Origin of the sequence: Ruegeria sp. HKCCA5426 (assembly GCF_013034585.1) — a bacterium.
Lineage (GTDB): Bacteria > Pseudomonadota > Alphaproteobacteria > Rhodobacterales > Rhodobacteraceae > Ruegeria.
Map to the genome: position 1 here is coordinate 53,836 of NZ_WQGH01000015.1, position 13,983 is coordinate 67,818.

A 13,983-nucleotide genomic window follows, 5' to 3' on the forward strand; every position below is an offset into this window, starting at 1 on the left:
AAGCCCGCCTAATACGGAGAGAACACATGTCGGACCTGCTGAAAAAGCCCTTTGGGCGCAGAGGAAAAGTGCATGACATAACTCCGGCCAGTGCCGGGTGGCGCTATGTCGGGTTTGGTCTTTACCATCTGCGGGCAGGGGATAGGGTCAGCGAGGCAACCGGCGATCGTGAGGTCATTCTGGTCATGGTTGAGGGCAAGGCCAGCATTACTGGGGCAGGGCAGGATTGGGGTGTACTGGGCGATCGGATGAACGTGTTCGAGAAGACGCCGCCGCATAGCCTGTACCTTCCGAATGGTACTGATTGGGCGGCTGTGGCTGAAACCGATTGCGTAATCGCTGCGTGTTCCGCGCCAGGCAAAGGTGGTCACGAAGCGCGCCGGATCGGGCCGGACGGTATCACCCTGACGGAACGGGGAAAGGGCGTGAATACGCGCTATATCAACAACATCGCGATGGAGACCGAGGATTACGCCGACAGTCTGCTGGTGACCGAAGTTTTCACACCCAACGGCCACTGGTCGTCTTACCCCAGCCACCGCCATGACGAGGACGACTATCCACGTATCACCTATCTGGAAGAGACCTATTACCACCGACTGAATCCGGCCAACGGTTTTGGCATTCAGCGGGTCTATACCGATGACGGTCAGTTGGATGAAACCATGGCCGTTTCGGACGGGGATGTTGTGACCGTCCCGCGCGGCCATCATCCCTGCGGCGCGCCTTATGGGTTCGAGATGTACTATCTGAACGTCATGGCGGGACCGCTGCGGAAATGGCGGTTCGTCCCGGCCCCTGAGGTCGAATGGATCATGAAGCGGGACGGATAATCTGTACCAACCCCGCCCCGGGCTTTACCTTTGCGGCGGGGCTCCGAAGGCGCGGATCACCATTCTCGCTGCGGCCTCGACCGGGTCATGGGTTTCTTTCAGAATCGTCACGCGATCGAACCGTTCCGGGTCGCGATTAATCGCCTCGCGCAAGGCGTGGCCGAATGCCATACGTAGCTCTGTTCCGATGTTGAACTTGCAGATCGACGTTTCTCGCGCCAACCGGCTGCGCTGTTCGACCGGCACGCCTGAGCCGCCGTGAATGACCAAAGGCACCTCGGTCGCGGCGTCGATTTCCGCAATGCGCTCTTCGTCCAACCCGCCCTCTTTGTTTTGCTGCAGGTGGACGTTGCCGACCGAGATTGCCATCGCGTCCACACCACTTTCGCGGGCGAAATTTGCGGCCTCGACCGGGTCTGTGCCGTTCGACCCTTCGCCACCGGAATAGCCCACGAACCCGATCTCGCCCTCACAAGATATACCGGCCGCATGCGCCATCTCGGCTATTGCGGCGGTTTCGTCGATATTCTGTTGCAGGGGCTTGCGCGAGCCGTCGAACATCAGCGAGGTGAACCCGCTGTCCAACGCGATCTTGCACTCCTCGAACGTGTAACCATGATCCAGATGTGCCACGACCGGGACCGAGGCGTTCTCGGCCAGGTGGCGGAACATCTTACCCAGAATGGGCAGCGGAGTATGCTCGCGGCAGCTTGGGCCCGCCTGCAGGATCACCGGTGCGTTTTCAGCTTCAGCTGCGGCCACATAGGCGCGCATGTCTTCCCACCCAAGGGTGACAAGGCCACCCACAGCATAACCTTGTTCATACGCCGGGATCAGAACGTCTTTCAGGGTGGCCAGTGTCATTTGAACTTGGCAATCATGTCTTTGATGCCCGGGATCGTTTCGATCTGATAGGCATGGGTGGGTTGAAAAAACTGGACCAGAGAACGCTGTGTCAGACCGCCGAGAATGGTGAAATAATACATCTCGTACCCGGGCAGCACGCAGCAGGGGTGGTAGCCCTTGTCGATGCAGATCGTTGAGCCGTCGACGATGTGATAGGCGTCACCCGGCTCGTTGTCCTCGCGTTGCAACATTTGCAGGCCCGAGCCCCAGTTGGGTTTGAAGCGGAAGTTGTATGTCTCGTCGTGCCGGGTCTCGTCCGGCAGACGATTGGTGTCGTGCTTATGGCTGGGGAAGCCGGACCAGCCGCCTTGGCCAACGGTGAAGAGTTCACTGACCAGTAGACGACCAACCTTGTCGTGCTGTTTCTGGCCGAGGATGTGCTTGATCTTGCGATGAGTTTTAGTGTCGTCGCTGCCGTATTGAACCAAGTCATGTTCGCGCACGTCGAAAGGGTCCAGCACCTTGTCGTATTTGGCTCCTGCAACGAACACTTCCGTCTCGTCCGACACGCAGACCAGTTGGACCTTGGCGCCGACAGGAACGTAAACGCCTTCCGGCTCACCGTCCCAAACGTCTTCGCCCCGGTTGCCCAGCTTGGCGAATTGTACGCCCTCAACGTCAACGTCGACACTGCCGGTGGCTGGAACGATGCAGGTCTCATAGCCCGGCACCTGATACTCGAACGCCTCGCCGTTTCTCAGTTTGACGATGTTAAAGTAATTCAGCGGTACAGTAGGGTCATCGGCGTCAACGATGGGTTTGTTCTGATTGTCATAGGGCGCGATATGCATGGAAGTCTCCTATGTCGTAAGGCCGGGGTGAGAGGCGAGAAACGCGTCCAGTTCCGGCGATGTTGGCATAGCCGGGGCACACCCGGGTTTTGATACGACGATTGATGCACAGGCCGAGCCGCGCATAACGGCTTCTTTCAGCTCGCTGCCTGCTGCAATTGAGGCCAACAGGCCAGCCATAAAGCTGTCACCTGCGCCATTGGGTTTCACGGCCGTAACCGGATAGATGCCAGTTTCGATTTCTTGCCCGTCAGCAAATGTGACTGCGCCTTTTTCGCCCATCTTGTAAATGACGATCCGGCCCGGTTTTGCGGCCAGTTCCTTTGCCTTGTCCAAGCCCTTGTCGATGCCTCCGGCCATGAACCCGAACTCTTCGTCATTACCGACGATCAGGTCGCTGGCTTCACCTGCGCGCGATAGAACCTCAGCGGCGACCTCCGGGGATGGCCAGCTATACGGGCGGTAGTCAATGTCGAAAATGACCGGCAAATCTGCCTTGCGAGCATTGTCGAACGCGCGAAACGTGGCGCTGCGCGAAGGTTCCGAGGCGAACACCGTTCCGGCAGAGATCACCGCCGAGAACTTACCGTAGTCGACCTCATCCATATCATCTTCGGTCACCTGAAAGTCGACGGCACCGTTTCGGTAGATGACATTCTGAAAATTCTCGATCCGGCTTTCGTAGACGGCCAGCGACATGCGGTATTCGCCACCTACGACCCGGATGTAGGACGTATCGACGCCGTAATGCGCCAGCTTGTTCAAACAGAACCGGCCCACGGCATCATCTGAGACAGAAGTGATCAGCGACGCCTGGCTGCCCAGTTTGACCAGCCCGGCACAGATGTTCGCCGATGACCCGCCCAGATCCGCGTGAAACGTGTTCGCGTCTTCGCTTTTGACGCCAACAGGATCGGCATAAAGGTCCATGCCAGCACGGCCAAAGACCGCAAACCGGTTTCCTTTGATACCGTCTATCAAAGCGTTCACGTCGTTACCTCCGGCAAAAAGGGGCTGGCGAGGATCGTTGGTCCTTGCGTTGAATCGATTCACACGATACTGATTTTGCAACCGGTTGCAAATACATTGTTCGGAGCCGTGACGGATGCCTGAAATCGGAATTGGAATCGTTGGTGGCGGCTATATGGGCAAGGCTCATTCGGTCGCGATGTCTGCCGTCGGCGCAGTGTTCAACACTGCGCTTCGACCGCGTCTTGAGATGATTTGCGCGTCCAGCCCGGAAAGCGCCGAGCGGTATCGTACAGCCTATGGTTTCCGACGGTCGACCGAGGATTGGCGCACGCTGGTCAATGACCCGGCGGTCGAGGCCGTCGTGATTGCCTCGCCGCAAACGACGCATCGTCAGATTGCCGAGGCGGCGTTCGCATTGGGCAAGCCGGTTCTGTGTGAAAAACCACTCGGCTCGTCGCTGGAAGATGGTCAAGCCATGGTCGTAGCGGCTGAGGCAGCAGGTGTCACTAACATGGTCGGGTTCAACTATGTCCGGACCCCGGCAACTCAGTTCGCGCGCCAGTTGATTGCGCAGGGAGAACTGGGGGACATCACCTGGTTCCGCGGCGAGCATACCGAGGATTTTTATGCCGATCCCGAGGCTCCGGCGACGTGGCGCACGACCGGAATGGCCAACGGAACAATCGGCGATTTGGCCCCGCATATGGTCAACGGCGCTATGGCCCTGATCGGGCCGATTATCGAGGTTATGGCCGAGGTCGAAACCGTTCACCACGAGCGTCCTGGCGGTCCTGTGACAAATGATGACCACGCTCAGATCATGTGTCGTTTCGCAAATGGTGCGATGGGGAATATTTACGTCAGTCGGATTTCTACGGGCCGCAAGATGGGCTATGCCTATGAAATATCAGGTACAAAAGGAGCTATCCGGTTCGATCAGGAGGATCAGAATGCCCTGTGGCTCTATCGTCGAGAAGGGCCTGAGGCGGAAAGAGGCTTTACCAAGATCCTGACAGGCCCCGCCCATCCGGACTATGAGCCGTTCTGTCAAGGCCCCGGACATGGAACCGGGTATCAGGACCAGATCATCATCGAGGCCAAGGATTTCCTCGAGGCAATTCATACCGGAAAAGCTATTTGGCCAACGTTCCGCGACGGGCATGAGGTCAACCGCGTTCTGGCCGCGGCTTTGGCATCATCCGAGCAGCGGCAATGGAAACAAATCGGCGACTTCTGAGCGCTGAATACAACGAAAGCACCAAAGAGAGACAAGAACCATGGCAAAGCTGAAATGGGGAATGATTGGTGGTGGCGAAGGCAGCCAGATCGGACCTGCGCACCGTTTGGGCGCACTGGCCGACGGGATGTTCGAATTCACCGCTGGCGCGCTGGATCATCGGCCCGATGCCGGTCGTGAATACGCCCAAAGGCTAGGCGTCGCTGCGGATCGTGCCTATGGCGACTGGCAAGAAATGCTGTTGGGTGAAAAGGACCGGGCGGACCGAATTGATCTGGTGACGATCGCCACGCCGAATTCGACCCATTTCGAAATCACAAAGGCGTTTCTTGAAGCCGGGTTCAACGTCCTGTGCGAAAAACCCATGACCATGACGGTAGAAGAGGGGGAAGAGATCGTTCGCGTGGCAGAAACCTCAGGCAAGATTTGCGCGGTGAACTACTGCTATTCCGCTTATCCGATGGTCCGACAGGCCCGAGCAATGGTGCGAGCAGGGGATATCGGTAAAGTCCGACTGGTCGTGACCAATTTCAGCCACGGCCATCACGGCGACGCCACCGATGCGGATAATCCTCGTGTCCGTTGGCGCTACGATCCCGCCATGGCGGGCGTGTCGGGACAGTTCGCCGATTGCGGTATTCACGCGCTGCACATGGCGAGCTTTATCAGTGATGACGAAGTCAAAAGCCTGTCCGCCGACATGGCATCGACAATCTCAAGCCGCGAACTGGAAGATGACGCGATGGTCAACTTCCGCACCGAAGGCGGCGCGGTTGGACGGTTGTGGACTTCGTCAGTGGCTATCGGCCGCCAGCATGGCTTTGACATTCAGGTGTTTGGTGAAATCGGCGGCCTTCGCTGGGCGTCCGAGCAGCCCAATCAGTTGATCTATACCCCGGTGGGTGGCCGAACGCAGATCATCGAAAAAGGCGAAGGCGGGTTGCATGACGAAGCGCAGCGCCTGTCCCGGGTCGCTATCGCGCATCCTGAAGGGTTCCCTCTGGCGGTTGCAAATATCTATTGCGATTTGGCCGACGCGATTGTGGGAAAGGTCCGGGACAGTCTGCCCACGCCGTCCGATGGGGTTCGTTCCATTGCGGCGGTCCATGCCGCGGTCGCCTCGTCCAAGGCAGACGGAGCCTGGACGGACGCCCGCCCGCCGATATTCCGTTGATCAGAGGCGGGGCCGCAGAGTGCCCCGCTCGATCAAACGACAGGGAAAAATCCGCGCCTCGGGATAGCGCTGTGGGTCTTTCAGCATCTCTTCGACCAGATCGACCGACGATGTGATGATTTGTTTGATCGGCTGGTGAATCGTCGTCAGGTTCACGCTTTCCCATCGGGACATCTCCATGTCGTTCAAGCCGATTATTCCGACGTCCTTGCCGGGCTTCAGGCCATGATCCGACAATGCGGACAGGGCGCCGATGGACAGAATGTCATCACCGCAGAAGTACCCTTCTGCCGGATCATCCTTCAACAGCCTCAGCATCTCCTCACGTCCGGCCTCAAATGAATATGCGCCTGCGAACGAGTGAGATACTTCCAGAACAGGGTGTCTCTCGACCTCTTCCATGAAGCCGCGAAATCGGTCCATCGCCGAGGTCGCATCTTTGGGTCCGCCCAGATATCCGATCCGCTTGTAGCCGCGCGCGCGCAGTTCGCGGGCAGCCATACGACCGCATTCGACGTTGTCGATCCCAACCACATGCACCTCGGGTGAGGTCGCCGAGCGCCCAAATGTGTGGACGACGGGAACTCCGGCGTCGTGAAAGGCCTTGGCAAAACTGGGAGGCAAAGTGGACGAAGCAACGATCGCGGCATCGACCGAATATTGCCGCAGCATCCGGACCGAATTGGCCGGTTCCGTTTCATCGGTCAAATTCACGATGAGGGGGCGCAGACCTCGTTCCTGCAAAGCACGCGTGAACTGGTCGAACACTTCAAGGAAGATCGGGTTGTGAAAGTTATTGGAAATCAAGCCGATCAGTTTAGTGCGCCCAGTCGTGAGCGAGGAGGCCAGCGCATTTGGGCTGTACCCCAGCTCTTTCGCGGCCTTTTCAACCTTGCTGCGTGTCTTGGCGGAAACGGACGCACCTTCAGTGAATGTTCTGGAAACGGCGGACCGCGAAACACCGGCCAATGCGGCCACGTCCTTTAGGGTCACAGCCATGATTGGCACCCTCGGTTCAGGGTAAGGCTAACTCGTGAATTCATGGTGAAAGCACTATGCACTATTGCATCGGACTTGCAATCGGTTGCAATGCGTTGGCGCAAAGACGCTGGGTACCGTTGTTCATTGGGAGACTGGTGGGTGATGAGAGACTCGAACTCCCGACATCTTTGCTGCAAACGAAGCGATCTATCCCAACCCGCTCGTACATCAAGGTGTTGTATTCCACTGCCGCCGCCACCATCCTTTTGAAAGATGTCTTGCGTTGCCAGTAGCTTGACACTCACACAGTCGATAAGGTCCTGCAACGCTGCAAGTGTGTTTTGCCCCAAATTAAACCCTGTAATTCAGAAAATGCAGTAGCGTTTGCAGCGGAGGCGCAGCGGTCGCTACCCGCTGATGGGGGTATGGTGGCAACTGGTTACAAAGTGCGTTTAGATACCGTCCCACAAAAAATGTGCTGCAAATCTACGTTAGATCTAAGCGGGCTTTTGTATGATCCGCATCGAATGACCGCACCGAGCCCAAAGCGGACTGAAGTGTGCTCGCCAAAATGAATTGCGGCGATAGACATTCTCTTGAGCGGTCTAAACCATCACTAAATGCATTCACCGCCATCGATAACCAGGGCTTGCCCCGTCATAAAAGCGGATTCATCTGAAGCTAAATAGACGATCCCATGGCCAATCTCTTCAACTGTCGCCCATCGACTCATGGGGATCGCCTGCTCGATGTAGCTTTCCAGTTTGGCCCGGCCACCCATCTGCTTTTCGAAGCCTGCATTGAAAGGGGTGTCTACAAACCCTGGACATAGGGCATTGAAACGGATTGCATGGACAGCGTAGTCGGCTGCCATCTGCCGGACCATCGCAACAGCAGCGTGCTTTGTAGTCGCATAGGCGATCATACCCCGGTCATATTGAACCCCAGAATTGGAGGCCGTGACGATCACGCTGCCTCCACCTTGTGATTTCATATGGGGGACGGCTGCACGCGCGGCAATGAAGTGAGCGCGGACATTCAATGCCCAAGAAGCATCCATTCCATCTGGTTCCACTTCTTCCAGCGTTCCTTCGATCTGCAACCCAGCGTGAGAGTGCAACACGTCAAGACAACCGAAGTTTTTAACTGCTTCGTCTATGGTTCTGGTAAGGGCATCGTCGTCGGTCACATCAAGCTGTATGGCAGATGCTTGATTTCCCTGTGCAACGATCGCGGCCACAGTGGCTTCAGCAAGTGTTGCATCGCGATCGGTTACCACAACATGCGCACCCTCTTGTGCCATTGCCATTGAACCCGCCCGACCAATTCCTGATCCCGCGCCCGTCACGAGCGCGACCTTACCTGCAAGCCGCATGTCATTTGGCTCCTTTATTAATTATTCGATTTTGAGGCGCCTCGGCGCAAAAGCAGCTGCGCTGCAACGAGCAACAAGAGCGACGCGCCCATAACCATAGTGCCGATGGCATTGATCTCGGGCGTTACGCCGCGCCGGATGGATGAGAATATGTAGATTGGCAGGGTTGTTTCTGAGCCAGCTACGAAGAACGCGATGATGAAATCATCAAATGAGAAAGTGAAGCTAAGCAGGAAGCCAGCCAAAATTGCCGGTGCTATCAACGGCAGGGTCACCTGTCGAAAGGTGCCCCAGGGCGTCGCAAAGAGGTCAGCCGAAGCTTCCATGAGCGCGCGGTCCATACCCGATAGCCTTGCACGTACGATGATTATGACCAGCGCCATTGTGAACATGGTGTGTGCGGCGACAAGCGTGGGCATCCCCATGGAAAGTTGCGGGGGATTTGCTCCATCGGGCCATAGGCTTGCAAGAAGCGGGTTTAGCCAACCGAATACGGTGACGAGGGCAATGAGTGTCGCGATGCCGATGACGATACCAGGTATCATTATCGCAATATAAATCATCGCATCAAACAAAGTTCGGAGCCATCCCGTAACCCCTTGTAAAGCGATGGCCGCCATGGTTCCGAGAGTGGATGCGAGGCAAGCAGTTATGAATGCCGCAAGCAGACTGGTCTCGAGCGCGTCCATAACAAATGGGTTGTTAAGCGCTTTACCATACCATTGGGTCGAGAACCCCATGAACTGGCTTGCGTGTCGTCCGGCATTAAAGCTGAAAAGCGCGATGATGCCGATTGGAATATAGAGAAAAAGGTAGACGCAAATCGCGTATAAGCGCATCGGACCCTCACATCAGCGAGACATCTTCGCGCTGGCCACCCAGGCGCGAGATGAATTTCATGTAAATTGAGACAGTGACAAGCATCACGACAACCAGAGTCATTGCGACCGCCGATCCGTACGCCCAGTTCCGAGACTGCAGGAACAGGTCCACCAGCGCATTTCCGACGAAAAAGACCTTTCCACCGCCCAAGATCGCTGGGATCAGAAACTCGCCCATCAGCAAGATGAAGACCAGCATGCAGCCAGTTGCGATACCAGGTACCGACAAAGGAAGTGTCACCTGACGGAACGTACGCCATGGGGTAGAGCCGAGATCAGCCGATGCTTCCAGAAGGCGTTTATCCAGTTTGTCCAAGCTTACAAAAATCGGGAAAACCATCAGAGGTAGATAACCATAGACAATTCCCACAAGTACAGCGAATGGCGTATTTATCAGGCGCACATCGTCGATGCCGATCGTCTCCAGTAAAGCGGGCAAGCCACGCCCCCCAAGGATGAAAATCCAAGCGTATGACCGGATCAGGATCGATGTCCAGAACGGCACGATCACCAGAATCAACAGTGAAGTTCTCCACTTTGGTGAACAACGCACCGCAAGAAAGTAGGTGAGCGGGTAGGCAATTACCAACGCAGCGATGGTTCCCAGAGGTGCAAGGATCAAAGTGTTCTTAAACGCCGTCCATCGCGCAGGAAGGTTGGCATATTGTTCCAACGTAAACGCTGGTACGTAGCCTCCGGCGGCACCCCGTTCGCCAAAGGAAAAGACGAAGACGACCAGCAGAGGAAGGGCAAGCATTACCAAAAGCCATATTCCTGCTGGAGCCAGCAACAGTGCTTTTCTGCCTCGTTCGGTCATATTGTCCTCGTCTTTTCCGATATTGGCGGCCTTGCCGCTTAGGCCGACTTGAAGCGGGCGAGCAACTCGGCACGGTTTGGATCGGTCAGCGTAGCCGCTGCGCCGAACTCGAGCGCATTCAGAAGGTCAGCTGCCGGATAAAGGATCGGATCTTCCAGCAGTTCCTTCGGCAGCAACGCATTGGTGCGAGCATCAGCCGATGGATAGCCATGAGCGAGGACTTCCTTCGCATTAACTTCCGGGTTCAGCAGGAAGTCGATCAAGGCATAAGCGGCATCCATATGGGGTGCACCCTTAGGAATAGCGTAGTAGTCGGACCAGAGTTCACCGCCCTCAGTTCCCAGAACGTAGGCGATTTCAGGCATGTCGACATTCATCTGCTTACCGTCACCTGTCCAGCACATCGTCATCCAGGCGTCACCGTTACGCATCGGTGGCTGATAATCCGACGAGATTGCAAACAGATGTGGTTTGGCATCCAGCAACAATTTCTCGGCATCCGCCAGTTCCTTCTCATCGACCGAGTTGAAGGAGTAGCCGAAGTATTTCAGGGCATTACCGATGGTGGTGAGTTGGTAATCATGCACCATTGTCCGGCCTGAGTAACCCGCCATAGTCAGGTCCCAGAACTCTTTCCATGTGGTCGGAGTCGGAGCGCCGTCAAGCTTGCTGGTATTCACTGCAAAGCCAGTTGTGCCCCAGTTTTTTGGCACCGCGTAAAGCTGGCCATCGACAGAACCGGCATCCGAAAAGCGCTGTTCGAATGAACCTGCGTCGTAGTTTGGCAGTTTGGACGTATCGAGCGGGATGATCAGATCTTCACCCACATACGTAGTGATCGTGTAGTTAGTTGGAACGAAAACGTCCCAGCCAGACCCTCCAGCCTGTAGTTTTGCCAACATCTCTTCGTTCGAGCCAAAAACATTGACCTGAACATGGGCGCCAGTGGCTTCCGTGAAGGCTTCGAAGTTCATCTCGTCATGATAGTTCGGCCACGTGGCGAGGATCACTCGGTCGCCAATGTCACCGGCAGCAAATGCCGGGCGTGGACGCAACCCAGGCATGGCCGTGCCCAGAACGGCCGTTGCCATCCCAAGACCTGTCACGCCTAAGAAATGTCGCCGTGTAACCGAACCCTTTTGGTACCGGCGAAGCTCTTCCATGAACTTTTGCTTGGAAATAGTCCCATTATCCTTGGTCATTGTGAACCTCTCTGTTGTTGGATTGCGGGATTTGTTATTTTTCCAGGATCAGCAGTGCGCCTTCGCCCCATGAAACAAAGGCTTGCTCTCCTGCATTGAACGTCCCCTCGTTCAATTCCGCTTGCCTTGGCACAAGTACGTGGAAATCACCCAGTGCTTCGTTGCGCGCAAGGTATTCTGTGTGCTCCCCAAGGAAGATCCGATTTTGAATGGTAACTGGCAGAGCGATTTCAGCTGCGGGTAGCGCGCGGGTCAGCGTGATCTGTTCTGGGCGGATACTAACGCACACTTCCTGCCCTGCATCTATTGGAATCTCCGGAGTTCCGTGCACCCTTTGGCCACTCGCTAAACGCACGGTGATTTGGTCGGCTGCTGAGTCAGTCACAGTTGCATCAAAGAAATTTGAGGTGCCTACAAATCCAGCCACGTAGCGGCTGCGGGGCATGTCATAGAGTTCGCGTGGGCTGCCAACCTGCACAATACTGCCGCCTTCCATCACACAAATTCGGTCGGACATTGAAAGCGCTTCTTCTTGGTCGTGCGTGACGAGGACAAAAGTTATTCCCAGTTGTCGTTGCAGGTTCTGCAGTTCAAACTGCATTTCTTTTCGAAGCTTTCGATCCAGAGCAGCCATTGGTTCATCAAGCAGCAAAAGCTTGGGCTCGTTTACGATCGCACGCGCCAAAGCGACGCGTTGCTGCTGACCACCAGACATCTCCCAGATGCGACGTGGGCCAAACCCACCAAGACGGACAGTTTCCAGCGCTTGCTCAACCTTTGTCGTGATTGTTTGTTTGTCTACGCGTGGTCGTTGTTGGCGGAGGCCGTACGCAATGTTGTCGAACACGCTTAGGTGAGGAAAAAGAGCATAGTGCTGAAACACCATGTTGACTGGGCGATGGTGCGCATCCAAGTCGTTGACGACTTCTCCATCGAGCAAAACCTGACCTTCGGTTGGCTTCTCGAAACCTGCCAACATTCTAAGCGCAGTGGTTTTGCCGCAACCAGATGGGCCTAAGAACGACAGGAACTCTCCTTTCCCAATGGAAAGATTCAGGTCTTTGGCGGCGACCACATTCCCGAAGGTCTTGGTCACTCCTCGGAGTTCCGCAATCGTCTGCATGGTGACGCTCATGTCAAAGCTCATATACTGCCGTTTTCCTTTTGCTTGATTTTTTGGCATTTGTTAGCATACCACTCAAACAAGGAAAAAGTAACAATAACTCGGAATAACTGTATATACCACAATTGGGGTATAGAGGTGCTTTTCGAAAATCTGGAGCGGCGTGTGTACGATTGGATGGAAGAGGCCGGCAGGGTCGTGGAGAAGATCGGAACCCCAGAATTTCCATGTGCTTTGGCAGATGGCTTACGGCAGGTCGCACCATTCGATTTTACGGTGGTGTTTGGCCATGTCGGAACCGAAGCACCAATAGACCTTCACGACGATTTCCCTAAAAGCAAACGGCGTATTTTTGTTGAGGATTACCAAGCCGGGCCCTACGTACTTGATCCATTTTTTTTGGCCGCGACAAAACCAATTACACCGGGTCTGTACCGCATGCGCGAAATCGCACCGGACAGGTTCTATCAGGGCGAATACTATCGCAGCTATTACAAAAGGACTGGGTTAGCGGAGGAGATTGGCTACTTTATCGATATCCCGAGCACTGGGATGGTTGTGGTCTCGCTCATGCGAGCAGAGAAGCCTTTTTCCGCCAAGGAAATTCGTCATTTGCACGCTCTATGGCCGCTCGTTCGGGCAGCCTGTTGCAAACATTGGAGTGACTTTCCAACGATGGCCCGCGGCGCCGCCGCGAATGGCGTTAGTCGTCGCGTCGATCTAGCATTCCAGGCATTTGGCGATGGCGTTCTGACGCCACGAGAACGAGAAGTCGTTGAGTTCACATTGAAGGGCCATTCGGCAGAAGCTGTTGGCACAATTCTCGGCATCTCTCCAGGCACAGTCCGCATCCACAGACGCAACATTTACGCGAAACTTAGGATCAACTCGCAGGGTGAGCTTTTTTCAAAGTTCATTGAAAAGGCGCTTTAAAAGTTTCCTTAAACACCCACTTTATCCGTTTTGCCGACCTTGCTACCTTGTGACCTGGAAAGCACCAACCATTTGGACGGCACTGTCTGATAGCCAAGGAACCCAAAGGGAGAGGGTTGGGACGTCCGGGACCCATGTCGAGCTAAATTAATACCCGAAAACGCTTTCGGGCCATTGTCTATCTTACCGGATCAGCCGTTTTAAAAATGGCGTCAAGATACGAAAGGCAAAATTTCATGGACGCACCAGTTATCCAGTTGATTTTTATGCTCATCTTGCTGGTTGTCGTGATCTGGCTTTATATCCTGCCGATCACGATGGCAGGGCGGCGCAACCGGTCTGGTTTGATCTGGTTCCTGATCGGTCTGGTTGGATCACCCCTTTTGGCTATTCTTTTGCTGCTGGCTCTGGGTGACGCACCTGAACAACCAACAACCTAATTTTGGGACGATACCATCTGACACTCAAAAGGGCTTAACCCAAGAGTATCTGGACGCCCGTGAGCCATAACGTCCTGCTTAGCATGCAATAAGGGTGCCAATTGAGACACTATGCTTCCGGAAGTGAAGACAAGTAGTCGTTCTCACTCTCCACAACTGTGCACTGTAAACCCAAGGTCGGCCGATTTGATTGGAGAACCACAGACCGCTTTGTCCGCATAGCAGTCATTCAAGCCGAGTGCAGCGAATGTCCGTTCCAAGCCGATTCTGTTGAAAAACAACGTGTTGCTGACGCAGAAAGTGATGAGCTGAACAGAG

14 protein-coding genes are annotated in these 13,983 nt (G+C 55.3%); 5 read left to right on the forward strand and 9 right to left on the reverse strand.

Features of this window, described 5'->3' with window-relative positions; genetic code table 11:
• Positions 1–26 precede the first annotated feature (26 nt).
• The gene (gene iolB, locus GOV87_RS18920; RefSeq protein WP_171212809.1) at positions 27–833 is read left to right on the forward strand and encodes a 5-deoxy-glucuronate isomerase; all 807 of its coding nucleotides are present in this window, start codon (positions 27–29) and stop codon (positions 831–833) included.
• Positions 834–857: 24 nt separating this feature from the next.
• Here the strand turns inward: iolB and GOV87_RS18925 are convergent, their stop codons facing one another.
• Genes GOV87_RS18925 through iolC form a run of 3 tightly spaced genes read right to left on the reverse strand, consistent with a single transcriptional unit; the run spans position 858 to position 3,520 of the window.
• Positions 858–1,697 (reverse strand): class II fructose-bisphosphate aldolase, encoded by an 840-nt coding sequence (locus GOV87_RS18925; protein WP_171212810.1) that lies wholly within the window; start codon positions 1,695–1,697, stop codon positions 858–860.
• Complete coding sequence (locus tag GOV87_RS18930) at positions 1,694–2,530, reverse strand: 5-deoxy-glucuronate isomerase (RefSeq protein ID WP_171125442.1); 837 nt, start codon at positions 2,528–2,530, stop codon at positions 1,694–1,696. Before GOV87_RS18930 ends, GOV87_RS18925 begins: the two co-directional genes overlap by 4 nt.
• Positions 2,531–2,539: 9 nt before the next feature.
• Positions 2,540–3,520 (reverse strand): 5-dehydro-2-deoxygluconokinase, encoded by a 981-nt coding sequence (gene iolC, locus GOV87_RS18935; RefSeq protein ID WP_171212811.1) that lies wholly within the window; start codon positions 3,518–3,520, stop codon positions 2,540–2,542.
• 115 nt (positions 3,521–3,635) lie between these two features.
• On the opposite strand from iolC, the gene GOV87_RS18940 reads away from it, so the two are divergent.
• Together GOV87_RS18940 and GOV87_RS18945 are read left to right on the forward strand one after the other, a co-directional pair.
• Positions 3,636–4,739: a Gfo/Idh/MocA family protein gene (locus tag GOV87_RS18940; protein WP_171212812.1), complete on the forward strand. Its 1,104-nt coding sequence runs from the start codon at positions 3,636–3,638 to the stop codon at positions 4,737–4,739.
• Positions 4,740–4,779: 40 nt separating this feature from the next.
• Entirely contained in the window at positions 4,780–5,913 is a 1,134-nt protein-coding gene (locus GOV87_RS18945; RefSeq protein WP_171212813.1) for a Gfo/Idh/MocA family protein, read from the forward strand.
• On the opposite strand, the gene GOV87_RS18950 is transcribed toward GOV87_RS18945, so the two are convergent.
• The 6 genes from GOV87_RS18950 to GOV87_RS18975 all read right to left on the reverse strand — a co-directional run bounded on the left by GOV87_RS18950 (position 5,914) and on the right by GOV87_RS18975 (position 12,304).
• Complete coding sequence (locus tag GOV87_RS18950) at positions 5,914–6,912, reverse strand: LacI family DNA-binding transcriptional regulator (protein ID WP_171127061.1); 999 nt, start codon at positions 6,910–6,912, stop codon at positions 5,914–5,916. It lies immediately after the preceding gene.
• A 598-nt stretch (positions 6,913–7,510) separates the two neighbouring features.
• Positions 7,511–8,269, reverse strand: coding sequence for an SDR family NAD(P)-dependent oxidoreductase (locus tag GOV87_RS18955; protein ID WP_171212814.1), 759 nt, complete (start codon positions 8,267–8,269; stop codon positions 7,511–7,513).
• Between the two features lie 17 nt (positions 8,270–8,286).
• Positions 8,287–9,108, reverse strand: a complete 822-nt coding sequence (locus GOV87_RS18960) for an ABC transporter permease (protein ID WP_171127112.1) — start codon at positions 9,106–9,108, stop codon at positions 8,287–8,289.
• Positions 9,109–9,115: 7 nt separating this feature from the next.
• A complete protein-coding gene (locus GOV87_RS18965; RefSeq protein ID WP_171212815.1) occupies positions 9,116–9,967 on the reverse strand; it encodes an ABC transporter permease in 852 nt (283 codons plus the stop codon).
• Between the two features lie 38 nt (positions 9,968–10,005).
• Positions 10,006–11,169, reverse strand: coding sequence for a PotD/PotF family extracellular solute-binding protein (locus GOV87_RS18970; protein ID WP_171125426.1), 1,164 nt, complete (start codon positions 11,167–11,169; stop codon positions 10,006–10,008).
• Between the two features lie 34 nt (positions 11,170–11,203).
• Entirely contained in the window at positions 11,204–12,304 is a 1,101-nt protein-coding gene (locus GOV87_RS18975; protein WP_254447418.1) for an ABC transporter ATP-binding protein, read from the reverse strand.
• 153 nt (positions 12,305–12,457) lie between these two features.
• Between GOV87_RS18975 and GOV87_RS18980 the strand changes: the two genes are divergently transcribed.
• On the forward strand, positions 12,458–13,225 hold the full coding sequence (locus GOV87_RS18980; RefSeq protein WP_371813543.1) for a helix-turn-helix transcriptional regulator: 768 nt from the start codon (positions 12,458–12,460) through the stop codon (positions 13,223–13,225).
• Positions 13,226–13,461: 236 nt separating this feature from the next.
• A complete protein-coding gene (locus tag GOV87_RS18985; protein ID WP_058283652.1) occupies positions 13,462–13,665 on the forward strand; it encodes a hypothetical protein in 204 nt (67 codons plus the stop codon).
• The last annotated feature ends 318 nt before the right edge of the window (positions 13,666–13,983 follow it).

Excerpts from the sequence above, each read along its gene's own strand:
- iolB (WP_171212809.1), top strand. The coding sequence starts at position 27 with ATGTCGGACCTGCTGAAAAAGCCCTTTGGGCGCAGAGGAAAAGTGCAT.
- GOV87_RS18925 (WP_171212810.1), bottom strand. The coding sequence starts at position 1,697 with ATGACACTGGCCACCCTGAAAGACGTTCTGATCCCGGCGTATGAACAA.
- GOV87_RS18930 (WP_171125442.1), bottom strand. The coding sequence starts at position 2,530 with ATGCATATCGCGCCCTATGACAATCAGAACAAACCCATCGTTGACGCC.
- GOV87_RS18940 (WP_171212812.1), top strand. The coding sequence starts at position 3,636 with ATGCCTGAAATCGGAATTGGAATCGTTGGTGGCGGCTATATGGGCAAG.
- GOV87_RS18945 (WP_171212813.1), top strand. The coding sequence starts at position 4,780 with ATGGCAAAGCTGAAATGGGGAATGATTGGTGGTGGCGAAGGCAGCCAG.
- GOV87_RS18950 (WP_171127061.1), bottom strand. The coding sequence starts at position 6,912 with ATGGCTGTGACCCTAAAGGACGTGGCCGCATTGGCCGGTGTTTCGCGG.
- GOV87_RS18955 (WP_171212814.1), bottom strand. The coding sequence starts at position 8,269 with ATGCGGCTTGCAGGTAAGGTCGCGCTCGTGACGGGCGCGGGATCAGGA.
- GOV87_RS18960 (WP_171127112.1), bottom strand. The coding sequence starts at position 9,108 with ATGCGCTTATACGCGATTTGCGTCTACCTTTTTCTCTATATTCCAATC.
- GOV87_RS18965 (WP_171212815.1), bottom strand. The coding sequence starts at position 9,967 with ATGACCGAACGAGGCAGAAAAGCACTGTTGCTGGCTCCAGCAGGAATA.
- GOV87_RS18970 (WP_171125426.1), bottom strand. The coding sequence starts at position 11,169 with ATGACCAAGGATAATGGGACTATTTCCAAGCAAAAGTTCATGGAAGAG.
- GOV87_RS18975 (WP_254447418.1), bottom strand. The coding sequence starts at position 12,304 with ATGAGCGTCACCATGCAGACGATTGCGGAACTCCGAGGAGTGACCAAG.
- GOV87_RS18985 (WP_058283652.1), top strand. The coding sequence starts at position 13,462 with ATGGACGCACCAGTTATCCAGTTGATTTTTATGCTCATCTTGCTGGTT.